This window comes from uncultured Paraglaciecola sp., assembly GCF_963977085.1.
Taxonomy (GTDB): domain Bacteria; phylum Pseudomonadota; class Gammaproteobacteria; order Enterobacterales; family Alteromonadaceae; genus Paraglaciecola.
Genome location: NZ_CAXBNC010000001.1, coordinates 422477 through 447940, shown reverse-complemented (window position 1 = coordinate 447940; position 25464 = coordinate 422477). Strand labels below are relative to the sequence as shown.

Sequence of the window (25464 nt, the reverse complement as noted above, 5' to 3'; positions counted from 1 at the left end):
TTACGCTCTGAACTATAAGAAGAATAAAAATGAATGCAGAAAGCCTACTAAAATCTGGAGACTTGGCTGCGTGCAAAATCCAGCTATTCAATGAGATTAAAAAAGATCCAAGTAACTTACAATTACGCATATTTTTGTTTCAATTGTCGTGCATTAATCGCGATTGGCAAAGAGCCATTACTCAGCTTGATGTACTAAAAGACCTATCCGACTCAACATTAGCCATGGTTAATACCTACACACAATTAATTGAATGTGAGATGAGGCGTGAAAAAGTACTATCTGGAGAACTTGAGCCTATTTGTTTCGGTGAACCATCAGATTGGCTTGGTTGCTATGTAAATGCCTATAAACATTATTGTTCTAATGAAATTGCCCAGGCTAAACAATTAATTCAACAAGGCGCTGAACTCGCACCTTTGGTCAAAGGAACAGTTGATGATCAACCTTTTGAGTGGTTGAGTGATGCAGATGTAAGGTTTGGCCCTGCTATTGAAGTGATGTTAAATGGTGGATATTACTGGTTGCCGCTCGAGTATATTTCAGAGTTAGAGTTTGAACCAGTAGATGATTTGCGTGACCTCGTATGGCGTGCTGCTAATTTAACATTGAAAAACAAAGGTAAACTTATCGTGTTTATACCGGTACGTTATCCTATTACGTCTGAAACAACTGACCCTCAGTTACTTGCCAGAACATGCGATTGGCATGAACCTATTGAAGACTTTTATGTCGGTAGCGGTCAGAGGGTATTTATCTCCGATAAGGAAGAGTACCCATTACTTAATATTAATTCCATTAAGTTTATTCACGAATAATGCCGGAACTTTCTCAAAAAGAACGCTTACAATTATCATTGCTTGACCGTTTGTCAGACGATGAACCCGAAAAATTGTCAGAAGCAAGAGATAAGCGCGTTATTTCTGTCTCTCGATTAAAGCAATTGGTGCAAAGAGATTTAGCCTGGTTGCTAAATTGTGTTGCAGCGTCCGCTAATTTTGATTTGACAGATTACCCTGAAGTGGCCAAGTCTACCTTTAATTACGGTATTCTTGATTTATCAGGTGCCACCTCTATGAGTCTCAGTGCCAAACATATTGAGAGAGAGTTGGTTAGATGTATCAAGAATTTTGAACCGCGAATAATCCCTAGAACTTTAAAAATAAAGATCTCCTTAGCAAAGCAAGAAATGAGTAACAACACCTTGTCCTTCGAAATTTCAGGTGACCTGTGGGCTCAACCGCTCCCCCTACAATTGTTTTTAAAGACAGAAGTAGATATCGAAAACGGTACAGTACAAATAAATAGTTGGAAGTAATAGAAAATGGATGCCAAATTCTTAGAATTTTATAATCAGGAATTGAAGTTCATTAGAGAAACGGGGTCGGAGTTCGCTAAAGAATATCCCAAAATTGCTGGTCGTTTAGGTCTTGAAGGGTTCGATTGCTCAGATCCTTACGTTGAGCGTTTATTAGAAGGGTTCGCCTTTCTTTCTGCACGCATTCATTTAAAACTCGATGCTTCGTTTCCTAAGTTTACTCAGCATTTAACAGAGCTTTTGTTTCCTACCTTTCTGCAACCTTCTCCGTCTATGTTGATTGCTCAATTTAATCCAGATTTAGATGAAGGAACGTTAACCGAGGGCGTCACTATCCCTCGGCAAACTGCATTACATAGTTTGTTGAGTAAAGGTGAGCAAACGTCTTGTGAATATCGAACTTCGAGTGACGTGACTTTATGGCCAATTAAACTGACAAAAGCAGACTATATTAATGCTCAGGAATTGGCTTCGTATACCACAAAGTTATCCCTAAAGTCCGCACCAAAGAGTGCCGTAATGATCACTTTAGAAAGTGCGCCAGGGATTAAGTTTTCAGAGATATCTCTGGACTCTTTAATGTTGCATTTACGGGGGACAGAATCTTTTCCACTTTATTTGTTTGAAGCGATATATAAAGGGTATCAGGGATGTTTGTATAGAAGTGGTGACAAACTTTGGCGATATCAAGAAGCGAATACTCAGGTAACTCCTCATGGTTATGACAAGAACGATGCTTTATTGCCTTTTTGTAATCGTCAATTTGATGGTTTTCGGTTGCTAAGAGAATATTTTGCCTTTACAAAACGATTCTTGTTTTTGTCTTTAGATAATCTTCATTCAACAATCCACCAATGTAATTCGGACAAGTTACAATTGCTGTTGTTACTTGATCATAATGACAATCGTTTAGAAAATTTAGTCTCAGCGGAAAACTTTGCACTTCATTGTGCACCTGCTATTAACTTATTTCCTAAACGCGCCGAACGTATCAACGTATCAAAGTTAACCAGTGAGTTTCATGTCGTCCCAGATAAATTACGCCCGCTAGACTTTGAAGTGTGTTCAATTAGCAGCGTAAAAGGCTTTAGTTCAGGGATAGAGTCGAGTACGGACTTTTTGCCGTTATACGGTTCTGATGAAAGTCAAAAGAATAACCGCAATGCATATTATACGTTAATCAGAGATGCCCGAAATCTCAATATCAATCAAAGAAAATTTGGTCATAGGTCCAGCTACATTGGGACTGAAGTATACCTTTCGCTAGTTGACCCAAAGAATGCGCCAGTAGCCGATAACTTAAGACAGTTATCTATTGACACCATGTGTTGTAATCGAGACCTACCTCTTATGATGCCTTTGGGTAAGAGTAAAACCGATTTCACCATAGAAACAGGCGCGCCATGCGAATCAGTGCGCTGTGTTGGTGAGCCCACTCGTCCGACATCCCCCTTAAGCGAAGGGAATTTATCTTGGGATTTAATTCATCAGTTATCGATAAACTTCTTAGGGGTGAACGATAATGAAAGTGTCTCTGCATTAACTAAGCTAAAAACGTTACTTGGTCTAATGATGGATAAAAAAGATCATGAACAAATGAAACAAGTGGACGGCATCATCGACTTAAAAACTCGCCAAATAACCAGCCGCTTGCCGTTTTCTGGGCCCATATGTTTTGGTCGAGGAGTAGCCATCGAAATTACTGTTGATGAGCTTGCTTACGAGGGGAACAGCACCTTTATGTTAGGCATGGTTTTAGATCAATTTTTTGCGCAGTATGTCAGCATAAATTCATTTACCCAGCTAGTCTTACACACATCTGATAGGGGGGAAATTCATCGATGGCCAATTCGAATCGGCTTGCAAAGCGCTATTTAGAAGACTTATCTAAAAATTCTGAAGAGCTTTACAAGCAAGATTTTGCCCCACTATTGCGCTATCTCGATGCGAACGCACCCTTATCTGAGCGTATAGGCTATTCTGTTTCACCCAAACAAGACTGTGTACGTTTTGGCCAAACTCCCTTATTACATTTTCACGCATCTGCGTTTTCTGAGGTGAGATTCGGCACAATAAATGGCATTTACAAACTTAAAAACAGTTATTGGGGAATGTTTGGAATAAACGGAGCGTTACCTAATCACCTTACAGAATATGCAATTGAAAGAAACTATCGCTTAAAAGACAAAACCCTTGCTGAATTTGTAGATATTTTTCATCATCGCTTTATTTCCTTGTTCTATAGGGCATGGGCAGACGCAGAGCCAAGTGTCAGCCATGACAGACCTGAACGCGATATCTTTAAGCAAAGAATTAATACTTTTTCTGGTGAAACGAATATACAACAAGGCTCCTTCAATCAGAGTCAAAATATCCATCAGTATTTGGCAGGGCTATTCAGTCAAAAAAATCGAAGTGGTCAAGTATTGAGTCAGTTGTTGTCGGAAAGTTTACACCTCGACGTCCAAATCGCTCAGTTTGAGGGGTGTTGGTATGATATTGAGCCTTCTGAGAAAAGCCGACTAGGTAGTAAAAATTCCACCCTTGGTATGGATAGCATAGTCGGGGAGCGGACCTATCAACGTAGTTTTAATTTTTCAATCAATATTGGGCCAATTGATTACGCTCAATACATCGCTTTGCTAAATAACAAACAACGTATCAAAAGTATTATCGCTATTACTCAGAAAGCGGTAGGGCAAGAGTATGAATTTACTATTAATGTCTTATTAAAACCATATCAAACTCAACCGAGTCAATTAGGGGCAGCACAACTCGGTATTAATTCATGGTGTCAAGATAAGTCTAGTCACTTAACGCAACATGACCCCATTTTAGTATATAAAACAGCATGTTAATAACTACAAAATAAGGGAGCAAACACTATGGCTGAAATTAGTCGCGTCAATCTTTTTGGTAAACTTAATCCTATTGGTTATAAAGCCGTAGAAAGTGCCACTGTCTTTTGTAAACTCAGGGGTAACCCCTATGTAGAGTTAGTACATTGGTTCCAACAAATTTTGCAGTTACAAGACTCTGATTTACATAAAATTATTAAACATTTTAATCTTGACCCTTCAGTTTTAGCTAAAGACATGACTAATACATTAGATTCCTTGCCGAGAGGTGCGAGTTCCATTTCAGATTTATCCAGCAAAATCGAAGATTCAATCGAACGCGCTTGGGTTTATGGCAGTTTGGTATACGGCGATACAAAAGTCAGAATGGGCTATGTAGTATTGGGTATGTTGAAAACGCGCGAACTAAAAAATAGCTTACTCAACATGTCAGCTGAGTTTGGTAAAATTAAAGTCGAACAATTGGGTGATGAATTATTAGACATACTGTCGGGATCTTGTGAAGACAATACCCAAGCCACTGACGGTTCACATGTTGGTGGGGGCGAACCTGGCACATCAAGTGATGCAATGTCACCTGCTACTATGGGAAAACAAGAAGCTTTAAATCAATTTACTACCGATTTAACTGAGCAAGCCGCCAAAGGTGAGCTAGATCCCATTATTGGCCGAGATGAGGAGATCAGACAGCTCATCGATATCTTGATGCGCCGTAGACAAAACAACCCCATTTTGACGGGAGAAGCCGGTGTAGGTAAAACAGCTGTAGTAGAAGGTTTTGCTCATCGCATCAACAAAGGGGATGTGCCTCCCGCCTTACAAGGGGTAAAACTACTTTGTTTAGACATAGGTTTATTACAAGCCGGTGCCAGCATGAAAGGCGAGTTCGAAAATCGTCTTAAACAAGTCATCGAAGAAGTAAAATCCTCGACCACGCCTATCATCATGTTTATTGATGAAACGCACACATTGGTAGGTGCTGGTGGTGCAGCCGGAACCGGTGATGCCGCTAACTTACTAAAACCTGCTTTAGCCAGAGGTGAATTACGCACTATAGGCGCCACAACTTGGGCTGAATACAAAAAACACATTGAAAAAGATCCTGCGCTTACTCGTCGCTTCCAAGTGGTAAAAGTGGATGAGCCAAGCGAAGAAAAAGCCATTTTGATGATGCGAAATATTGCTGGCATGTTAGAAAAACACCATAAAGTTGAAATGTTAGATGCAGCAATTGAAGCTTCGGTTAAGTTGTCTCATCGTTATATTCCTGCGCGTCAGTTACCCGACAAAGCAGTGAGCTTATTAGATACTGCTGCAGCACGAGTTGCCGTCAGTCAATTTGCCACACCGGCAGAATTAGAAGATTGTAAACAACGCATAGAAAATCTCACCGTAGAACAAAACTTACTCGATAAAGAGGCGGCCATAGGTGTAGTAAATCAAAAACGTATGGATGCAATAGTGGAATGTTTAGTTGCAGAGCGCAGCAAAGAACAAGCATTAACTGAAAAATGGCAATCTGAAAAAACCGTAGTAGATGGTGTACTCGCAGCCAGAAAAACTTTGCGTGATTTAATTACCGAGCAAAAACTATCAGAACAACAAGTGGCAGAAGAAGCCCTAAATGATGATGGCACTCCTGTAGAAGCCGTCGATAATTCAGCTGCAATCGCCGAAGCCAAAACTGCACTTGACGAGCAACATCAACAACTTGCCGAACTACAAGGTGAAACCCCGTTAATTTTACCCGCCTGTGATGAACAAGCCGTTGCATCAGTTGTCGCCGACTGGACAGGTGTACCAGTAGGTAAAATGGTCAACGACGAAGTTAAAACCGTACTGAACTTAGCCAATGTTATGAAGCAGCGAGTAATCGGCCAAGACCACGGTATGGAAATGATCGCCAAACGTATTCAAACCTCCCGTGCCGGACTAGATAACCCCAATAAACCCATAGGTGTGTTTATGTTATGTGGGCCATCAGGCACAGGTAAAACAGAAACTGCCTTAGCCCTAGCAGAAGCTCTATACGGTGGTGAACAAAACGTTATCACCATCAACATGAGTGAATTCCAAGAAGCGCACACCGTTTCCACTCTAAAAGGTGCGCCTCCTGGTTATGTCGGTTATGGCGAAGGGGGTATCTTAACTGAAGCCGTGCGTCGTAAGCCTTACTCAGTGGTACTGCTTGATGAAGTGGAAAAAGCGCACTCAGATGTACATGAAATATTCTTCCAAGTCTTTGACAAAGGTGTAATGGAAGACGGTGAAGGTCGCATGATCGACTTTAAAAACACTTTGATTTTACTTACCTCAAATGTAGGTAGCGAATTGATCATGAATATGTGTAAAGACCCAGAACTCATGCCAGAGCCTGACGGCATCGCCAAAGCGTTACGGGAACCTCAATTACAAGTTTTTCCTGCCGCATTACTCGGTCGCATAGTCACTATTCCTTACTACCCACTATCGGATGACATGATTAAATCGATCACTAAGCTGCAACTTGACAGAATTAAGAAAAGAGTTGAAAGCGGTCAAGGCATTGACTTTGTTTATGATGACTCAGTGGTGGATTTGGTAGTCAGTCGCTGTACGGAACTAGAAAGTGGTGGACGTATGATTGACTCCATACTCACTAATACTTTACTACCTGAAGTGAGTCATAAATTTTTGACGCATATGTTGGAAGGTCAGCCAATTAGCAAGGTTGAAGTCAGTGCTAAAGACGATGAATTTGTCTATGAGTTGAGTCATTAGGGAGTTAACTTGATAGTGTGCCCACAAAGTTTGTGGGCTTTTTCATTAAAGGTAAGTGGTTGGGGTCTTTAAATTATCTTTAGAATCTTATTTTTTATTAAATTAATAGATGAGAATCTTACATAGTTACTTTTAGTCATTTACTTGGGTGAAGCCTTGTTGATTTTGTTTGTACTTCGTAACTTGTTCTCTTATCTCATTGTAAAATATGGAGTTTTTATGTCAAAACTAGGCTTAGTTTCACCTAAAGAATGGCTATCTCGTACTAGCATTACTTTTGCACGAGGCCGTGGCCCAAAGTTAATTATGATCGATAAAGCTTATGCACAATACCATGCTGTCAGATCTGAACAAAATAAAGAAAAACTATTTCAACATCTTCAAGATTACTTGATCGAAAAAGGTAATGGAAAGAATTGGGACAACGTTAGGCGTAATAAGCAAAGCGGTGGTCTGATGAAATATATTCATGACTCTTGTCGCAAAGAGCCGTTGGCTAAAACGGTGTTAAGTAAGCGCATTCCAGAATCTAGACATGGTCTTATTTATCTTTGGCAGCAAGCTGATGTGCAGGCTCAGTGGGCTAAAATTGCACTTGAAGGTGCACTAAGCGTCGGTAGCGCTTCCGCAAGCATGCTTCAGGCAAGCAGTTATGAAAAAGGTGAAAGTCTTGAATATCTCGGTAAAATTAAAGAAGATTCAAATTTAGATAAAATTGTTTCTGGTGCCGGGCATGTCAAAACAGCTGCTGGCGCGGCTGGAGTAAATCCTACCCCAAAAGGGACTGGAGTCCAGGTAGACTCAAAAGTTCAAACTCCTCCTCCAGAGAAAAGACCACCAGTAATTACCTTAGGTACCCTCGCTACTGACCCAACTATCATTGAAAGGGCAAAGCATTTCTTCGGAAATGCGTTCAACCTTGTTTATGCAGCGATTGAAAAAGCAGTTAGAAGCATTTACGCAGATCTTAAGCTTAAGTACAAAACAGGCGAGATTTGGGGAACAATAGGTGGCGGAGCCGTTTCACTGATTAATTTCATACTCGGAAAAGTAGTAAAACATGCTGCCCCCTTAGTTGGAAATATTCTTGAAATAGGTCAAGGTATCGCAAAAGCAATTCTTGCAGCGAAAGACAGGGTCATTGCCTACCAAAAGAAGAATAATTTTGTTATCGCCCCAGGTCATCCTATGCAAATAGGTAAGGCCATTGAGAAGCAGATGAATTGGTCGATTGGCAATGGACTATATACAATGGCTAAAAGCGGCGCAAAACTTGGTGGTAATATTGCCAGTTGGGGGGCTAGTGCATTGATTGATGTGATTGCGGCTTGTGTAGAATTTGCATGGAAACTCCTATCTCGCGCTTTCGAATCCCACAGTATGAACAAATGGATTGCAGAGGTAAAAAATATCGTGGCCACTGGTGGTAAGGTAAAAGATCCCTATGACGATAAAATGCGACCAGCAATCGTTTACGACGATAAGGCTTTTACTGCTTTAGTAGAACGAGGTTGCTCCGCTAGTCCTTGTATACCTATGATGACGCTTAACTCGGGCATTGCTGGAGATCTTATGATGTTCATGAAAATGTTTGACGATGCTGGGGGGATCTTAGGCCAAGGCAGTGGCATTGAAAACCCAACTACTGCGCGCCCAAATAAACATTTTAAGGCTGGAGCTGAATATTGGACTCACCTCAAACAATGGGGCAGAAATTATCTGGAAAGTACCGGGTTTACTTTTAATTCTAAGGATGAATTTGCGAGAGGACTGATGTGGCATGCAATTAAACATCACAATTCTGGCTCGATGTCGACAGGCGACAAAATATTGCATTTTGCGGCTGGTGGTTAACCGATTAGAAAATTGCTAGGAAATTTTATCGTGCAGCCTTTGAAAACTTTACTAAAAGGTTGCCATTGCAATTTATTGACTCTAATTTTTTTAGTTTCAATGGCGAGTTTAATTTAACCACTAGCATGATCTATGGTTTGCAGGGGGCACGTCAGGCAATTAATAACAAAGCCGTTCGTGATATTTTATTGCGGGTTATTAATCTGTGTTTCAGGGTAAGGGGCAATATTGTGTTGAAATATCATTGCCAACATTGTCATGAATAGATGGCATTCATCGACAATGTTCGTAGCAAATACTGTAAAAAACCAAAGTGTCAACTTGCTTTGGTCAAAATGTTGAATGAGCTAAAAAAATATAAACACAATGAACTTCATAAAGCTCTTACTGATTTGCATGAAAGCCATTTAAAAAACTTGCTGAGTCTTGAGTCTCAGGATGTTATTCCGGTAAAACTTCTGGAGTCTATTGAACAACACAAACCTGTCACTGCCTTGTTACCTGATAATAGCAACGTTGTAACAACACTTCCTGAAACACGTAAAGAAGGATTTTTATACCACTTAAAAGCCTTATTTAATGACATGCAGGCTGGTGATAAAAACACTCTAAGAGTGTATTCTGATGAACTTAAAGCGCCGCTTTCGCCCGAGGAATCGACACTGTTGGGGAAAGCTTGTAAGACGTGTAAAGGATATTGTTGTACTTCGGACGGTGCTGATAATGCTTATCAGGACTATCCTTCATTAGAGCTATATCTCTCAACTCAATCCGCAGGTATCACAGGGGAAGAACTAGTTGAAAACTATAGGCGTTACATACCTACTAAGACTTATAAAAATGCTTGCGTCTTTCAGGGAGACAGAGGGTGTACGCTGCCAAGCAATATGCGTTCATTTACTTGCAATAATTTCTTGTGTAGCAGCTTAAATACTCTTCGGAAAAACATTGCAAAAAGTCACAGTAAATTAACCTACGCTGCGGCCATTGAAGACGACAAAATAACGAGAAATTACATTTTTGATAAGGAGAATTTTGTTCTACTTTGATAGTTCATCAATCATGTATATACAGAGTACAGTTGTGGTGACATCCTTTTTAGACTATAGAGTTATAGGCTTATGAATTTAAAAGAGGGAAATCGATTATTACCCTTTTGTCAACGACACGTTAAGCATCGATGAAGACAGTCGCTGAGTGTGTCTAATAAATGATGGTGGAATCTGAGTTTAACGAGAACAGGCAATACGTGTCTTTTATGGCGTTGGCTATATAGTAATCAATGGCTTGATACTAGTTGCTCTGACAAATCAATCAGTCTATCGCGTATTGAGGTTAACGGTAGTAAGTTTGTAACAGTATCAACAGGGATTTAAGATTATGGATAATTTGCTAAACAAGTTCAAAATTTCTCAGATGACTATGGATGAGGTAATAGCTCGAATTCCTCTCCCCCTGCAGCATATAATCCCCTCTCACTTTATGATAAAACCTTCGCTGCTTTTAGCACAACGTTTCCAGAGTATGGGGTTTCAACAAGAAGCAACAATGATATTGCAGTTGCTGGTGCAGGCAGAGCCTTGTAATGCAGAGGCTTTGTATCAGCTTGGGCTGGATTGCAACCGCAGAGCCAGAAAAGAAGAGGCCATAAAATACATGCGTAGATATCAACAAGAACGCATGCGAGAAAATGGCATGGATCCAGATATTGATACTGATACGTTGCAGTTTTTGTTATCGACAGAAGGCTTTGCAGAACCTCCAGCTCGCGTTCCACGAGCTTATGTTGAAAATCTCTTTGACCGATTTTCGAGCCACTTTGATGAGCGATTAATATCTCGATTGGCATACAAAACCCCCAAGCATCTTTTCGACGTTTTTTGCGATGTCGCACAAAGTGAAGATGCCTTTAAAAATTGTAAGAAGTTAGTAGATTTGGGCTGTGGTACTGGGCTTGCTGGTAAATATTTTCAGGCAATTTGTGAAACTTTGATTGGCATAGACATTTCATCTGAGATGATTGAAAAATCGCGACAAAGGGGTGTTTACGATGCGCTGTTAGTTAGCGAAATCACGGCCTATCTTGAATCAGAAATATTGCCAGTTGATGTCTTTATCGCAACAGATGTTTTTAACTATTTTGGTGAAATTGAAGCGATTTTAGTGGCCTGCAGAAAACGACAGAATACTGCTGGGTTGTTGGCATTTTCTGTGGAAGCTTTACCCCTAGGCTCTGATAGTAAGAATGCCGGATTTAAACTTGCTAGCACAGGGCGATTCCAACATGAGACTAGCTATGTGTCGAGTTGCGCTAAACAGGCAGGATATAGAGTACTAAATTGCTCAGAATCAGTATTAAGACTTGAAGACGGGTTTGACGTAAATGGATATCTGTTTGTATTACGAGCCGTATAGATGTAACCCAGTTGAGTATAGTCCGAGGTTTAGTGTGCGATTTTTCTTAAGGGACAATTTATTTGATTTTTCCATGTGCTTTAAATTACATTGCTGTATCAAAAATATTTAGGTTGTCAACATGATACGCAATGCCGTCGCTCTATCTCCCTGCACAGAAGAGGATATTGTCTTCTTGAATGCAATGCAGGTAAAACCCTTTCAGCAAGTTTACTGTGACTTGCCAAGTAAGGTTTTTGCTCAAAAAAAAGAGGGCGTAAGTCATCATGTTGTTAAAAAAGATGGCGTTCCAGTGGGTATGTTCAGTGTGGATAGCCGTTATCATCTTGGTTTTAACTTTGCGAATTTTGATACTTTAGGCATCTCTAATTTTTTAATTGATGATGAAAGCCAAGGCAAAGGTTTTGGCACAGAGGTATGCCGAATGATGCCAGTTTACCTGCGTGGTTTGGCACCAAGAGCACGTGGTAGTTATATGTTAGTTATGGTCAATAATGCTGGTGCCCATAAAGCCTTCATTCGAGGTGGATGGACTAACACCGGCGAAAAGTTTACTTTGGGACTTAAGGGGGTTCAGAATATCCTTTGGTTGCCAATGTAATAATAATTGCTGATGAACAGCACTCCAGGGTCGATTTATCACACGTGCTCGTATACGCTGTGAGTAACGTTACATGTTATAGGACTTAACTATGTCAGGTCGTCTTGATTTTGAATACGGTTTTAACTCTCATTCTGCTAAACGAATTGATGCCCAAGAGCCGATGCGGGTTTATTTTTTAGGAAATTTTAGCGCTGTAAAAGCAGAGCAGGAAAACGCTCCAGACCATAAAATTCTTCGTATCGATATAGACAACTTTGATCAGGTCATGACTAAGTTGAGTCCAAGTATTTGTTTACCTTCAGGTCATCAATTGACGTTTAACGAATTAGAAGACTTTCATCCTAACAATTTAATTAACACCCCAGTTTTTAAAAATTTGCGCCGCTTAAAACGTGAGTTAAGTAATCCAAACACAGCCGAGCAGGCAGCTAATGAGGTCATGACTCAGTTTCAATTAGATGCTCAGAAAAGTGCTCAAGAGGCAGATATAGAGGTTCTTCAAGATGCCCCCGAAACAGATAATAATGATGATATGTTTGAGCGCCTGTTAGGCAAAAAACAGTCTGTTCCTAGTGAGCCCACTTCTGCTGCCTCGGGTACACAAAGTATCGGAAACTTAGACCTCTTTTTAGCTCAGTTACTCAAACCCCATATTGTCAATGACACTAAACCAGAACACCTAAACTTGCTCGCGATAATTGATCAAGCCTTGCAAGAATTGATGAAATCAATTTTACATTCTAAACAATTTCAAGCCATAGAATCACTCTGGCGTGGAGTAAGGGATGTTATCTTTAGCGAGGAATATGACGAAGAGGAGCAGTTCTTTTATTTGATTGATGCTGATCACTCCACGCTAGACAAAGCAGTGGCTGGCGATACGGTGTTGGTCAGCAAGATAAGTCAACACTTAAAAGACACTGACGTAACGACTTATGATGTGCTGGTTGCAGATTACCAATTCTCAGCAAGTCATGAGGATATAACGGCATTAAATTATCTCGCTAGCCTTGGTGAAGCTCTAAAATGTCAGGTTGTTAGTGGGGCAGATGACAGCCTTGTTAATTCGCCAGATGAGTCACTTTGGCATGAATTTAGGCAAACTCCACAAGCCAGTTATCTTGCGCTTAGTTATCCTCGAGTATTGCTGAGACTCCCTTATGGCGAAAAGTATGACGAGGTTGATTCATTTGCTTTTGAAGAGTTTCCTAATGAACATCAACACAATCAATTGTTGTGGGGGAACTTGGCATTTGCCTGTGCGCGGTTACTGATACGCCAATATCAAGGACTCGTATCATACGATGCGCATATTACAGAGCTCCCCGCTTTTGTTTATGCACAAGGTGACGAACAAAAATTGCATGCTTGTGGCGAATATTTATTGTCTGAACAACAACTCATGGATATTCAAAAACAAGGAATAAGTCCGTTTGCCAGTTTTAGAAATAGAAACTGCATTCGATTGTATGGTGATAAAATTAAAGCTGTTAGTAATTTAAAATAGACAAAAACTGTGTGATTTTTTAACTCGGTGGACTTTGGGTTTAATAACGGACTTAACAATTGCCGTTGTTATGTTTTACAAATGTTGTGAGTCAAGGATTAGAAAAGAACGAGATGCTAGCCATATTTACTCTTTGATATTGGTACGTATAGAAAGAGTAGCTAAATTCCTAAGAAAAAGGAGTCGTTTGTTATGTTATTCCATCAATCGAATCAATGCCTTCATTGCAACACTAGTCTAACTTTTATTGAATACTCACGAAGCCCATATTGTGAAAAACCTAATTGTCAGCGCGCTAGAGTGCAGCAATATTTAGAGGAAAATAAAAAGCGTCTAACTGCGCAACTGAGCGACGAGATTGAAGTCTTTCTACAGGATCCTGCTACTCAGAAATTGTCTGTAAGGCTACGTAAAGAATTGGAAAACACTTCTCCTTTAGTCGCTTTGTTACCTGTTAATACCAAACCATTAACAGATTTAAGTCAGGAACGGAAACTAGAGTTTTTGCATCATTTGGGAATGATTTATGATGATGTTAAAAATAACAATCCAACTGGCAATAAAATATACTCAGCGAGTCTTGCCCCTCCTTTACCAGAAAAGGAAGCGACATTATTAGGTAATGCATGTGCTACCTGCATGGGGGCATGTTGTGGTTATGCAAAAACGCATGCCTATTTAGATTATCCATCGTTAAAACAGATCTTAGCGTCTCGTGCCCCAGAATTTTCTGAAGAAGAGCTGGTAGAATTATATAGTGAGTATTTCCCTGAACAAAGTTATCAAGACTCTTGTGTTTTTCTAGGTATTGAAGGATGCGCTTTACCAAAGGAACTACGTTCCTTTATTTGCAGTAATTTTCTATGTGACAGCCTGAAGAGTTATCGTCATAACCTATTGCAGACCGGTGCAACAGTCACTTTTGCGGCTGCCGTTCAAAATCACCAAATTATGTACACTAGTGTTTACAGTCATGAGGATTTTATTAGATTAACAGAAAAACAAAACCCCACTGTTTAGTCTTTACGATTGACTTTTATTTCCACTATGTTCGATTTGACTTGGCCTACCTGCACTAAAATTTTGTACGTTGCTTCTGCAGTTGGCAAATTGACGTAACGAGTAAAGTTGGGATTAAAATAGGCAGAAAGTAATTGCCCTTCAAGATCTTGTGGCAGCAATTCTGGCTCATCGAATGGCATGGGCTCTTCTGTGCCCGCATCTTCATCGATCAGCTCTCCTCTGTATACCTGCTGGGTTTCTAGGTCCATAGCAAATAGCTGAATAACAGAATCTTTGCTGAGTTCATTCATACCTAATTGATAATAACCACAAATTGGGATAACAGTAAAACTGCCGTCCTCGGCGGGCTCTGCTTCATTAAATTCAACTTCAGTGGGTACATTAATAGCAATCCCTATGAAGTCAGACTTTGTACTCACATCTGGCGAGCAAAGGTTTTTAGAATCTGAGTTCAATTCAATATTTTCGAAATCCGCATTGTTATTTGCCACGATATGGCTCCTTGGAGTTGAATATGCCTGACACGCAGCCAGCGTAGCCAAGCTAAATAATAGACATAAACAGTGAAAGTGAATGCGCATTTATACCGCGCTTGCTAGTGGTAACTGAAGATTTAACATAATTAAAGTGCTGGCCAGCCTGAATTGATATCTTGTTTTTTAGCCGCCACTGAACAATGTTCACAAAATGCTGAATGGCTATTGGTTGAGCCATACATTACGCAATCAGACGAGGCGGCATCTGCCGCAGCATCATATCGAGTTTGGCCTGCAGAAATACCATGATGGCAATGAGTGCCCACATGGCCTTTACTGGAGTCATAAAAGGTGTCGGTTTTGTCTGGCAGTTTTCCGGTTCCATCCGGCACCATACCAATTTTGTGACCCATCTCATGAATAATAACTTCGTTTTGTTGTGCCGAGCTTTTATTTTTCCACCAAGCTTTTGTGCAGACACATATAAGGTTACTGCCTCCAAAAGATAGACCTGCGCGCATTCTGTCTACCCAAGACACCGTTAAGGTAATTGTGCCTGTTCCTCGAGGTAATTTACTGACATCAATTTTAACCTTAGAGCTTGCATGAGGATTGGCGCTATTCACTGGTATAGCTGTGCAATACTTTTCGTCTATTGCGGTCACAACACAACTGCTGGAGTCTTCGAATGTGGCACTTTCAAACCAACTTTCACCGCTAACGATTTCTTGCCAAAGGTATTTAGTCTTAACGGTCGGATTCGTTTTACCAGGACCGGCAATATTGATGGTTATGGATGAGCTTCCTGGACCTACAGGTACATTTACTTTTGATAATTGCCTACCACTAGTCTTGACAGCTAAGTGGCTTGTATAGCCAACCACTAGACTAAAGGGCTCTTTCTTTTTGCCCTCTGAGCTTTGGTAGGCAGTCTTTACAGCACTTTTGTAACTTGCAGAATCACTGGCACCTATATTTTCCATCTCGGGCATGGTTTTTTCGGGTAATGTTTCAACAATAAAGCCCTGTTTTTTATACTCAGCTTCAACAGTATTAATGGAGCTTGCCGCTGATTTTCCCGCATCTCCAGTCATTTTTATTTCTTGAACAAATATTTTACGTAGTGTCTTGAGTTTTTTGGTTTCAAGGGTTGTACCTTGAGTGTCTTTCACCTCAAAATGAAACGTGCTTTTCCCCCCAACACTAAGGAAGGCGTCGCTGATAACTAACTCTCCAGAACTTTCAGTTTGGTAGGTTTTTTCTTCTTCACTAAATTTGAATAGACTATTGCGTGTTTTCTCGTCGTCAGAATAAGCAGGGTTTTTTCCATCCGGTATAGCTTTAAGCGTAAATTCACTGACACCGGGTAAGTCAAATTTGACATAAATTTTGGGTTTATAACCTAACCGCCCCAAGCTAGTCACGGACTTGTTGTCCACCCACTTATTGTCTCGATCTAAGTTTACAAACTGCGAACCATTGTTAGGCAAAAACTTGTCTTCTGCACCGTCTAATAGCTCTACTTGTGCTAGTTTAGCTAGTTTAACTACGAAGGTATGCTCTTTACCTGATGCACACTCGAAGCTTTTTTTTCCTGTCATTGCTTGGCTTCCTAAAGGATCATCTATTACTACTTTGTAGAAACACTGTCGTCTTCTAAATTTGGAAAGCGCACCTTGCATTGACCCGCTTCAAAGCCTTCTATTTTGGCAGTTCCATCTATATCTAAGGTACCACTGGAAACACTACCATCGGGCAACTCAACTTCATATTTCTCCCCAGCCACAGCATTATCTTTCTCGTCTGTTAGCTTAATGGAAATAAAAGTTGTTTGTTTTTCTTCTTCTTCTTCTTCTTTGTTATCGGTGCCTTTATCAGAATTTTTGTTGTCTTCACCTGAAGGGCTTGTTTCTTTTGGTTTAAAAGCGGCAACTTTAGTTTGCCCATATTTGCCTTTTTTAGCTTCAACTTGTTTAGCTTTAACTTTTGCTACTTTACCCGGATTGGCTTCATCGGCCACAAATGCCTCAGCTGGCTTTGTTGGCTTTACCGCTTCAATTTTTTTACCGCTTTTAGGTTTCATACTTACTTATTGTCAGTTGCAAAATTAATTCGAAAAACTTAAAAAAGGCTAGCGAAAAACCTCCTTTTTTAGCACTTAAATCTCAATCAAACCTGTTTAAATCTATCAATTCCGTCACAAAAAACAGGCCCATGAGTAATACAAATTAGAAGATATAACCTTTATGAATTAGTACTTTACTACAAAATGCACAATGGCTTTAGAAGGAAATACAGACTCTTACCGATAAATATACAAATTGTAAGCTTAGTTATCCATACCCCGTTGCTATTTTAAACAAAGAAACCATTACAAAGCCCAAAAATGACTAGAGTAAAACTAACACAAACTTAAAAACCGGATAAGTTGCACAAAGTCGGGAAACCACAATAAAATTAGTGATCTAGCAATGGTATGTATTACTAGATATTTATTGGGAATTTAGGGAAAGCTAAAAATCATAGAATCTCAGCAATTCACCAAGGGTAGATTTAATTAAAAATTGTAATGGCATTTTATCCCCATCAGCCCAGAATAAAAGCAAATAACAGTGGAAAAACCGACACAATTCATTAGAATCACCGCTCGCATAAATACGTCATATTGTTGATAGGTTTGTGCAGCTAAATATTCTGACTGACTCTATAGCTCAGTACAGTAAAGCCCAATCTCCAATAGGCAGTCTAGATTTTATAAGCACCCGTAGCTCAGTTGGATAGAGTATCGGCCTCCGAAGCCGAGGGTCGCGCGTTCGAATCGCGCCGGGTGCACCATCATTTAAGGTTTTAAACCGTAGTTGTTACCAACTTGATTTAATTTGTGACCAGGTTGTGACCAAAGTTAAAATTATCCATCTTATATTTATCCATTTTTTAGTCCGTTTTTTACCTTTTACGCATATTGTCAAACCAATAGCTTTTTTCATTTCAAATAGATGGATCGCAGCAAACAGGATTTGCTCCTGATATTTTTATTTAGCTACGTTGGTCTGAATTCTTGTACCGCAGCCCAAAGCCAATAACATCTATAGAAATATCCTATTGTTAGTCAGTAATTTCCAATAAGTCACTAACATCACACTCCAAATACTTACAAAGTATTTCAAGCGTCTCAAAATCAATGCGAGAAGTTTTTTCATGGAAAAGCCGGTTGCTTGAAGATTTTGACGGGATGACTAAGGAATTAATTGGTTATAAATTAGTACTATAATACCAGTTTAAATGCCAAATTTGGGATTATAGTCCTAGCAAGGCTTGCGGAAACAATATGGAAGGGACTATAATCCCAATTAATGGCCAATATTATGGAACATAGTCCTAGTGTCGAAACGTAATTTACATCAAGTGCTGTTTCCAGCACAAAAACGTATTCTTGAGACCTTTGGAAATGATTTACTACTGGCAGCGAAACGCCGTGGCTTAAATAAAACCATGTTATGCGAACGTTCTGGGTTTGATATTAAAACGGTCAATAAGATCCTTGTTGGTGATCCCGGTGTAGCGATTGGTGCATACATAAAAATACTCGGCATATTGGGACTAGAAACAAATTTTGCTGAACTGGCGGCCCATGATGACGTTGGACGTAAATTGCAAGATGCGAAATTGTTGGCAGGTCAATGATGGCTGGCATTACTACTGAGGTGTATGCTGATTGGTCGCCAATCGCAACGCCATTACATATGGGAAAACTTTCATATACGCCTGTGCGTAATAATGGGGTATTTAACTTTAATTACAGCGCAGAATTTCTGGATTCTGCGCATCGACTCAAACTAGATCCGATGTTAGAACTAGTGAGAGGCAATCAATATAATGATAAAAGTGGTCACAACTTTCGCGCTTTTTTAGATTCCTCTCCTGACCGCTGGGGGCGTTTATTGATGCAGCGCCGAGCGGCTATTGAAAAAAGAAAAGGCCTACGGGAGTATGACCGACTAAGTGAACTCGACTACCTACTAGGTGTACACGACCAAAATAGAATGGGCGGCTTACGCTTTAAGTCTGCAGTAGATGGTACTTGGTTAGATAACAATCAACGGCTTTCAGCCCCTCCCATTGCATCACTAGCTGAAATTGAATATGCCGCGATGCAAATTGAAAACGATCCAGATATAGACAGTGATGAGTATCAAAAGTGGCTATACATGTTGATATCACCAGGTTCATCATTAGGTGGGGCACGTCCTAAAGCTTGTGTGGTGGATTCAGACGGCCTATGGATAGCTAAATTCCCCAATCATACCGATACTGACGATGTTGCAGCGTGGGAGTATGTTTGCCATTTGCTGGCACTGGATGCTGGTATAGAAATGGCACCATGTCGAATTCAGCGCCTGAACTCTTCTTATCATACCTTTTTAACCAAACGATTTGACCGCAAAGGTGATATTCGCCATCACTTTTCATCTGCCATGACACAGCTTAAATATTACGATGGTGATGAAGGTGCCAGCTATTTAGAACTGGCTGAATTTTTAACTAATGTAGGCGCAAGAACCGCCTCTGATTTGCAACAATTATGGCGTAGATTAGTGTTTAATATTGCCGTCAGTAACACTGACGACCATTTGCGAAATCACGGTTTTATGCTGACAGAAAAAGGCTGGGTATTATCGCCTGCGTACGACATCAATCCCAATCCGGACAAACCAGGTCTGCATTTAAATATTACCGACACAGATAACAGACTAGATTATGCATTGGCATTTGAAGTGGCTGATTTTTTTAGACTTACTGCAACCCAAGCCACTGCCATTTATGACAAAGTACTTAAGGCAGTAAGCTATTGGCAAGTTGTCGCCAAAAAAGTCGGCCTAAGTGCGAACAATATCAAACTTAAATCTAGCGCTTTTCGAATTTAATCCCTATAAGGCAGTTCTGCTATCTAATAGTCTGAAACTAACACAGCTTTGTTTACCGCGAGTAACTGGTTTTTAACTTAAATAGAAACTCTCTAATTGGTTAGGTGAGTTAATAACCTTCTCTAAACTGAAATATCTTTATCTTATTCACCTAGCGTCAGTCCAAGGGATAGATTATGCGTTTTAGTTTAACGTGGGGAATTGCATCTTGTGTCGCCTTAATTACGGTTATTGTTCCTATGCCACTTAACACCGCATTTTTAGGCATTAACAAAGCCGATAATGTGCTTGCCGCTTTTCCACAAATTAAGCAATGGGTGATTGCCGGGCATTCTTTAGGCGGAGTTGGCGCGGCTGAATATATCAAAGGCGCGGATCTAACCAAGATGAAAGGTTTGTTACTTTTGGCCTCGTATCCAGCCAGCGATATTAGCGCCTTGGATGTTGCGGTGATGTCCATATCCGGCTCGAAAGACTTGCAGTCCACCCCAGAAAAAATTGCCTTAAATAAACCCAAACTCCCAACCAACACCCAATACGTGGTAATCGAAAATGCCAACCATTGGCAATTTGGCTCTTTTGCGCCAGAAAATACCCTACAACACGGATTAATTAGTCCAGAAGCCCAAGCTGAGTTAGCTTTTAAGAAAAGCTTAGAATTTTTGAGTGCCTTAGCGCCTTGAGTGCAGTATTGGCTTTACCTTTTTTTATTTGGAAGTAAGCGCCAGTACAAATTTGCGGTCACAATTAAATTCTTATTGGTGCATTTTTGCTATTCAACTATTAGTTTGCTTAAAAGTCAAAAGGACAAGCATGAGGACAAAGGCTAGATTGCAATAAACCACTGCGCCTAAGGGGTTTGGGCAATATAATTACAAGCGTCTTCTGACAGAGGTTTGCGCAATTTAGCTAACTCAAATTCTTCGGTTGACGCCAAGCCTGCGGCAATTAACAACTGCCATTCATTAATAAAATTAGCATCAATCAGTAAACTACCATAAGGCGTTGCATTTGGATTATTCGCTTGCTGAGCTAAATCGCGGATCGCATTGATGATAACGGAAGGCATTTTCCATTGTTCGGTGATCAGTATGCTCAATTGTAGCGATTTTTGGTGAAGTAATTTTTTAATCACCAAGGAACCTAACTGTTCGTCTGGGTGTGACTTTCTGAATGCATCTACTATCAATTTGAATATAAATATTTTCCCAATGTCGTGTACCAGACCAATAAGAAACCCAGTGTCGGGATCTAACCCACGCTGCTTGGCGAGTTCACGACAAACAACTGCGGTTTCGTCACTGTGTACCCAAATCTTTTCTCCAAATGTTTTGTAGTAAACTTTTGGTACATTGGCCAAGTCTTTAACATAGGCTAGCAACACATGTTCTTTAACCCCTTGGCTGCCTAACAAAGTAAAGGCACGTTTAATATCAGAAACGTCCGAACCACTGGGATTGTAGTGTGCGCTATTGGCAACGGCAATTAACTGCGTGGCTACGGTTGGGTCTTTTTCCACCACACCGCAAAATGCTGATAAATCAAACTCATCTGATTCGAGAAGACGCATCAATTTGTTTACCGAATGAGGCAACTTAGGTAATGAATTCACGACCCTTGAAGGGGTGCTTAGAACTTGGTTAATCTTCACCAATAATTCTTGTTCTAACTTAGATACCAAACCCTCGGAAGGCGTGCTTAATAAGTAGTCGTAAAATAATACATCTGCGCGGCGTAACTCTATTTGCGAGTTTTCGATTTCTGCCAACACCGCTTCACGTGCTTGATTATTTTTAAGCTCTAATTCTGCTGTATCGGGTTTAACAGACTGCTTGGTATCGACAGGACACGAAGTCGTTTGGTTTTTAGCTGTGGTCTCAGGTAATCTTTTACTAGCATTACGTCCGAATAACTTTTTGAATAAACTTACAAACATAGTGTGCCTTTTTAAACTTTCCATTTTGTATTCGTATGTCAACCGTAACTCAGTTTTTGACTAACCTGTGAGAGAGGCGGTTGTTCGAAATTCTAACCTATAAAAGGGTTAAGTTTACTTAAATGAATAAGGCCTACTTTTCGGCGATCTCATGGAGAAACTCATCATTCATTATCTTTTAGGTGATTGCAATCTAATGTAGCCACCTATCATAAATTTTCTTTTCGATGGGCTGCTATATTAATGGCTATTTTTTAGCATAGAGGATATTCGATTTTTGATTGAGCTATGGCAGTAAAACAGCCATTAACGCTTTGTTATATGACATCTTGAATACTTGGGCTAGGCAACCAGAGAAGATCTGTGACTCCATAATCTATATCTAGCTGGCTCAATAAGCCCGTGATTTGACCTCTGTGATGTGTTTGATGATTGAAGAAATGGGTTACTGCAATCCAATACTTGTATTTTCTTGGTTGTGGATTAACAAGGCTTTTATACTCAAGTACACCATCAAGAATTTCTTGATCAAGATTAGCTGTCCAGTTTTCTATATTTTGGTCCGTTTTACATCGCTCAAGGTACAACTCATCAAAATTTGCATACAATTCTTGATCTAGGCCTTCTACTTGAAACGGACTATTTGTAAAGCGACCCAACCAAACTCTATCCGTTAGCAGAAGGTGATTTAGCGTTCCGTGGATTGAGTTAAAAAACAAACCAGATGCTTTTTTTCGCATATCGTCATCTAGTTTTTCGCAAACAGAAAACAACTTCTGGTTCATCCAACTATTGTATGATGCTAAGAGTATCGTTTGTTCAGTATTCATTGCTACTTTCCTTGTGACATAATTTGTTTGTTATATTTCAAAGCACAACTGACCCTGCAACTATTACTGCTTGAGTCAGGCAAAGAATTAAAACCGTGTTGGCAAGCCAAGGTTTAATAATGCGAACTTTGTAACCAGTAAATAAAGCTGGCACAACCACCCACAAAGACATATATGACATCATAACCATACCAAATATAGCTTCACCTCGATTTAAATCGGTCTCATTAGTTATCTAGTGAAAGAGCAATTTAAGTTAAAAGCCAAACAATACGCCTAAAACGAGAGCTGCAGCCATATTAAATATGGTTAGACATCTCGTCATTAAGGACTCTTCTTAAAAAGGCAGTGATTCCAGTTTAAAAGACTAACAGAAACACCAGTATTGGCGCATAACTCTTTATCTTATGAGACATATTTTAAATAAAAAGATCTCAGAATGCAGGGCTACTAATCTCACTCAGCAAACAAATCCCGTTTATTAAATGCGGCGCTCATAAACCGCCAAAAGGCTTTTCCGCCAGTTAACCAAGCGACTGTTGTGGCGGTTTTTTTAGTGGCGAGTATGCCGTTAACCAGCCAAGGCGTTACGGTTTCAACCTTGTCACCTAGAATGTTAAAAATCTTTTTCACCTTGTGCCATTCTGGCGATGAGGTGTCGTAATCACCAATTAGCAAGTCGGTTACCACTATGCCTAGGCTTAAGGTATTGACTTGTACTTGCGTGCCTTTTATTTCTTTTTGCAGGGACTTGTTTAAGTAGGTCACCGCACGTTTGGTCGCGCCATAAACTATCATGCCCGGTAAATGCCATTCAGGATGCACTTTGGTTTTTTGTTTGTCTTTACGTAAAAAGTTGCGCCAGCCTAAGACACCGCCTTTTAGTTGTGGAGGGGACATAACATTAGTGGATTTAGCCCACCATTCATGTTTTTCAACATCTTCGATAAAGTTATCTTCGGCATTCCATGTAAATTCGGTTTTAAGACCACGCCAATTTTCATCGCCAAATTCAGGTAGAGGTGCAATAGGCCTTACTCGTGATAGACGTTATGAATTCAGTAGGATGCTCTCTACAACACTTATTTTTCCAACTTAATATTAAATTATCAGCCGCATCGGATTATTAAAGTTCGGTGAGTTGCTGTAAAAAATATGAGAATAACTCTGAGCTTGAGCGTAATTTCAATTTAGCGTAAAGCTTTGCGCGATGAACACGTTCAGTTCCTGGAGAAATATTTAAGGTATCGGCGGCTGATTGTGACGAATGTCCCGTAATAACCAATTTTGCTATTTGCCTTTCTCTGGAGGTCAATAATTCGGCTTCGAAATTATTCAGTAAATAACTGACTCGCTCTGAAACAATAGAGGAAAGCGGGCGTATTTGCAGCGCTTGTTTTTGCACCGCAAATTCCCAATGCTTATTAATCAATGGAAGCAAAAACACAGACATAGCCTCTATCAGATGTATTTCTGACTCATTGAATGATGCACTGGGAGCATGCCTTCCTAAGCAAAACTGAACAAAACCAATGTCCCCGCAATTTACAAACAAGTACAGTAAGTCTGTAATATTACTGGTTTGGTAATAAGACAAATACATTTGTGATTCCTTGAAGCCTTCTGGCATCAAGTTCCTCCAAGGGTATACTCCATCTGCATAGTTGTTCATAAATCCCTGATAGGCAGGGCTAGCGACATAAGCACCATCTAAAAAGCGTGCATAGAATATGTTTTGTTCATGTTCGAGTAAGTGCGAGAAGAGCAATTTTGGCGGCATGTTTTTGTTATAACAAATCGCAGAGCTACTTCCGAAGGAAATATGTTGAGAGAGGGTCTTTTCTAACACATCAAAAAAATGCTCAGTACCTAGGGCAACGGTAAGTGCAATATGTTCTTCTAAGCTAAATAAATCAGGTGAATATCTCAATATTTTTTCCGAACTTACATGTCATCTTTGTGGGTTAATAACCATTTTCTAAACTGACGGATAGCGTAATCTTCTTGGCGTTCTTCATCGTATAAAGCATAGAATTTATGCTCTGGTGTGTAGGTTTGTTCACATGCAACAATAAGATTGCCATTAAGCACGTCGTCTTGAACCAAATACTCTGGCAGGATCGACACTCCCATATTGTTTTTTACCGCTTGCAATAAGTAAATAAAGTGATCGAAGTATTGACCACCTATTAAGGATATTTCTTTTTGTGTTAATCCGGCTTCTAGAAACCATTTATCTGTGGTTGAGATAACATTACTTTGATGAATAAAATCAAAATTCGCCACTTCCCGCATGGTTTTTACGGGTTTTCTGCCTCTTAAATATTTAGGTGAGCAAACTGCTAAATAGGTATCGGATCTGAGTGGTTCGGCATAATAATGAGGCCATTCGCCATCTCCCCACAATATAGCAAAATCACAACGACGGGTGTTTCTTGCCACGGCTTCAAAATCGGTGCCTAAATCAATCTCAATATCAGGATAGTTAACATAAAATTCCTTGAGCTTGGGCATAAGCCAAGCGATAGCAAAAGTAGGTTCGGTCACCACTTTTAACTTTACCTTTTTAGTGTAATCGGTATTGGAAGAAATTTTTTGTGTTACAGCGTTGAGGTTATTGAGTATCTTATGGACTTCTTCTGCGTATTGCTCACCTACTGGTGTTAAGGTTAACTGGTTGTCTTGACGGTAAAACAGTTTCCTTCCAATTAAGGCTTCAATATTTTTAATTTGGCGGCTAACCGCACTTTGAGTTAAGTGTAAGGATGCGCCAGCGTAAGTCATATTTAGGTGATGTGCTACTGCATCAAAGCATTGTAAAGAAATAATACTAGGAAGCTTTTTTCCCCTCATTTTCATCACCTTTTTAGGTTATTCCCACCACAAAAAATGGCAAGTTAACTCATTCAACGACAGACTTTGTCACCCTTTATTTACTTAGAATTTACACAATGAAAA

23 protein-coding genes and 1 tRNA gene are annotated in these 25464 nt (G+C 39.9%); 15 read left to right on the top strand and 9 right to left on the bottom strand.

Annotated features, from left to right (window positions below; all coding sequences use genetic code 11):
• Positions 1 to 29 precede the first annotated feature (29 nt).
• The 11 genes from AAC000_RS01890 to AAC000_RS01840 all read left to right on the top strand — a co-directional run bounded on the left by AAC000_RS01890 (position 30) and on the right by AAC000_RS01840 (position 14336).
• Complete coding sequence (locus AAC000_RS01890; RefSeq protein ID WP_339719590.1) at positions 30 to 818, top strand: type VI secretion system accessory protein TagJ; 789 nt, start codon at positions 30 to 32, stop codon at positions 816 to 818.
• The gene (tssE, locus tag AAC000_RS01885; RefSeq protein ID WP_339719588.1) at positions 818 to 1318 is read left to right on the top strand and encodes a type VI secretion system baseplate subunit TssE; all 501 of its coding nucleotides are present in this window, start codon (positions 818 to 820) and stop codon (positions 1316 to 1318) included. Before AAC000_RS01890 ends, tssE begins: the two co-directional genes overlap by 1 nt.
• Before the next feature lie 6 nt (positions 1319 to 1324).
• Positions 1325 to 3196, top strand: coding sequence for a type VI secretion system baseplate subunit TssF (tssF, locus tag AAC000_RS01880; protein WP_339719586.1), 1872 nt, complete (start codon positions 1325 to 1327; stop codon positions 3194 to 3196).
• Positions 3160 to 4176, top strand: a complete 1017-nt coding sequence (tssG, locus tag AAC000_RS01875; RefSeq protein WP_339719584.1) for a type VI secretion system baseplate subunit TssG — start codon at positions 3160 to 3162, stop codon at positions 4174 to 4176. The genes tssF and tssG overlap by 37 nt, the downstream gene beginning before the upstream one ends.
• Before the next feature lie 27 nt (positions 4177 to 4203).
• Positions 4204 to 6936: a type VI secretion system ATPase TssH gene (tssH, locus tag AAC000_RS01870; RefSeq protein WP_339719582.1), complete on the top strand. Its 2733-nt coding sequence runs from the start codon at positions 4204 to 4206 to the stop codon at positions 6934 to 6936.
• Between the two features lie 219 nt (positions 6937 to 7155).
• Positions 7156 to 8790 (top strand): hypothetical protein, encoded by a 1635-nt coding sequence (locus tag AAC000_RS01865; RefSeq protein WP_339719580.1) that lies wholly within the window; start codon positions 7156 to 7158, stop codon positions 8788 to 8790.
• Positions 8791 to 9056: 266 nt separating this feature from the next.
• Positions 9057 to 9839: a hypothetical protein gene (locus AAC000_RS01860; RefSeq protein WP_339719579.1), complete on the top strand. Its 783-nt coding sequence runs from the start codon at positions 9057 to 9059 to the stop codon at positions 9837 to 9839.
• Positions 9840 to 10170: 331 nt separating this feature from the next.
• Positions 10171 to 11205 (top strand): methyltransferase, encoded by a 1035-nt coding sequence (locus AAC000_RS01855; protein WP_339719578.1) that lies wholly within the window; start codon positions 10171 to 10173, stop codon positions 11203 to 11205.
• 121 nt (positions 11206 to 11326) lie between these two features.
• Positions 11327 to 11806 carry a GNAT family N-acetyltransferase gene (locus AAC000_RS01850; protein WP_339719576.1) on the top strand — a complete coding sequence of 160 codons (480 nt, stop codon included), beginning with the start codon at positions 11327 to 11329 and terminating at the stop codon, positions 11804 to 11806.
• Between the two features lie 91 nt (positions 11807 to 11897).
• A complete protein-coding gene (locus AAC000_RS01845) occupies positions 11898 to 13316 on the top strand; it encodes a type VI secretion system contractile sheath large subunit (RefSeq protein WP_339719574.1) in 1419 nt (472 codons plus the stop codon).
• 300 nt (positions 13317 to 13616) lie between these two features.
• Positions 13617 to 14336 (top strand): hypothetical protein, encoded by a 720-nt coding sequence (locus AAC000_RS01840; protein ID WP_339719572.1) that lies wholly within the window; start codon positions 13617 to 13619, stop codon positions 14334 to 14336.
• Here AAC000_RS01840 and AAC000_RS01835 read toward each other — a convergent pair.
• The 3 genes from AAC000_RS01835 to AAC000_RS01825 form a co-directional block, all read right to left on the bottom strand.
• On the bottom strand, positions 14333 to 14830 hold the full coding sequence (locus AAC000_RS01835) for a hypothetical protein (RefSeq protein ID WP_339719570.1): 498 nt from the start codon (positions 14828 to 14830) through the stop codon (positions 14333 to 14335). The genes AAC000_RS01840 and AAC000_RS01835 overlap by 4 nt on opposite strands.
• A 131-nt stretch (positions 14831 to 14961) precedes the next feature.
• The gene (locus tag AAC000_RS01830) at positions 14962 to 16416 is read right to left on the bottom strand and encodes a hypothetical protein (RefSeq protein WP_339719568.1); all 1455 of its coding nucleotides are present in this window, start codon (positions 16414 to 16416) and stop codon (positions 14962 to 14964) included.
• Between the two features lie 29 nt (positions 16417 to 16445).
• On the bottom strand, positions 16446 to 16898 hold the full coding sequence (locus AAC000_RS01825) for a hypothetical protein (protein WP_339719566.1): 453 nt from the start codon (positions 16896 to 16898) through the stop codon (positions 16446 to 16448).
• Positions 16899 to 17573: 675 nt separating this feature from the next.
• Here AAC000_RS01825 and AAC000_RS01820 point away from each other — a divergent pair.
• Positions 17574 to 17650 (top strand) — tRNA-Arg (locus tag AAC000_RS01820).
• Positions 17651 to 17920: 270 nt separating this feature from the next.
• Here the strand turns inward: AAC000_RS01820 and AAC000_RS01815 are convergent.
• Positions 17921 to 18049, bottom strand: a complete 129-nt coding sequence (locus AAC000_RS01815) for a helix-turn-helix transcriptional regulator (protein ID WP_339719820.1) — start codon at positions 18047 to 18049, stop codon at positions 17921 to 17923.
• A 147-nt stretch (positions 18050 to 18196) separates the two neighbouring features.
• Here AAC000_RS01815 and AAC000_RS01810 point away from each other — a divergent pair, with 147 nt between their 5' ends.
• From AAC000_RS01810 to AAC000_RS01800, 3 genes are all read left to right on the top strand, one after another.
• Positions 18197 to 18499, top strand: coding sequence for a transcriptional regulator (locus tag AAC000_RS01810; RefSeq protein ID WP_339719564.1), 303 nt, complete (start codon positions 18197 to 18199; stop codon positions 18497 to 18499).
• Complete coding sequence (locus tag AAC000_RS01805) at positions 18499 to 19740, top strand: HipA domain-containing protein (RefSeq protein WP_339719818.1); 1242 nt, start codon at positions 18499 to 18501, stop codon at positions 19738 to 19740. Before AAC000_RS01810 ends, AAC000_RS01805 begins: the two co-directional genes overlap by 1 nt.
• 176 nt (positions 19741 to 19916) lie before the next feature.
• On the top strand, positions 19917 to 20423 hold the full coding sequence (locus AAC000_RS01800; RefSeq protein WP_339719562.1) for an alpha/beta hydrolase: 507 nt from the start codon (positions 19917 to 19919) through the stop codon (positions 20421 to 20423).
• A gap of 167 nt (positions 20424 to 20590) precedes the next feature.
• Here AAC000_RS01800 and AAC000_RS01795 read toward each other — a convergent pair whose 3' ends face one another.
• From AAC000_RS01795 to AAC000_RS01775, 5 genes are all read right to left on the bottom strand, one after another.
• Positions 20591 to 21676: an HDOD domain-containing protein gene (locus AAC000_RS01795; RefSeq protein WP_339719561.1), complete on the bottom strand. Its 1086-nt coding sequence runs from the start codon at positions 21674 to 21676 to the stop codon at positions 20591 to 20593.
• A 317-nt stretch (positions 21677 to 21993) separates the two neighbouring features.
• Positions 21994 to 22506 (bottom strand): DinB family protein, encoded by a 513-nt coding sequence (locus AAC000_RS01790; protein WP_339719559.1) that lies wholly within the window; start codon positions 22504 to 22506, stop codon positions 21994 to 21996.
• Positions 22507 to 22962: 456 nt separating this feature from the next.
• Positions 22963 to 23406 (bottom strand): SDR family NAD(P)-dependent oxidoreductase, encoded by a 444-nt coding sequence (locus tag AAC000_RS01785; protein WP_339719558.1) that lies wholly within the window; start codon positions 23404 to 23406, stop codon positions 22963 to 22965.
• Positions 23407 to 23632: 226 nt separating this feature from the next.
• Entirely contained in the window at positions 23633 to 24436 is an 804-nt protein-coding gene (locus AAC000_RS01780) for a helix-turn-helix transcriptional regulator (RefSeq protein WP_339719556.1), read from the bottom strand.
• Between the two features lie 14 nt (positions 24437 to 24450).
• On the bottom strand, positions 24451 to 25359 hold the full coding sequence (locus AAC000_RS01775; protein ID WP_339719555.1) for a LysR substrate-binding domain-containing protein: 909 nt from the start codon (positions 25357 to 25359) through the stop codon (positions 24451 to 24453).
• Between the last annotated feature and the right edge of the window lie 105 nt (positions 25360 to 25464).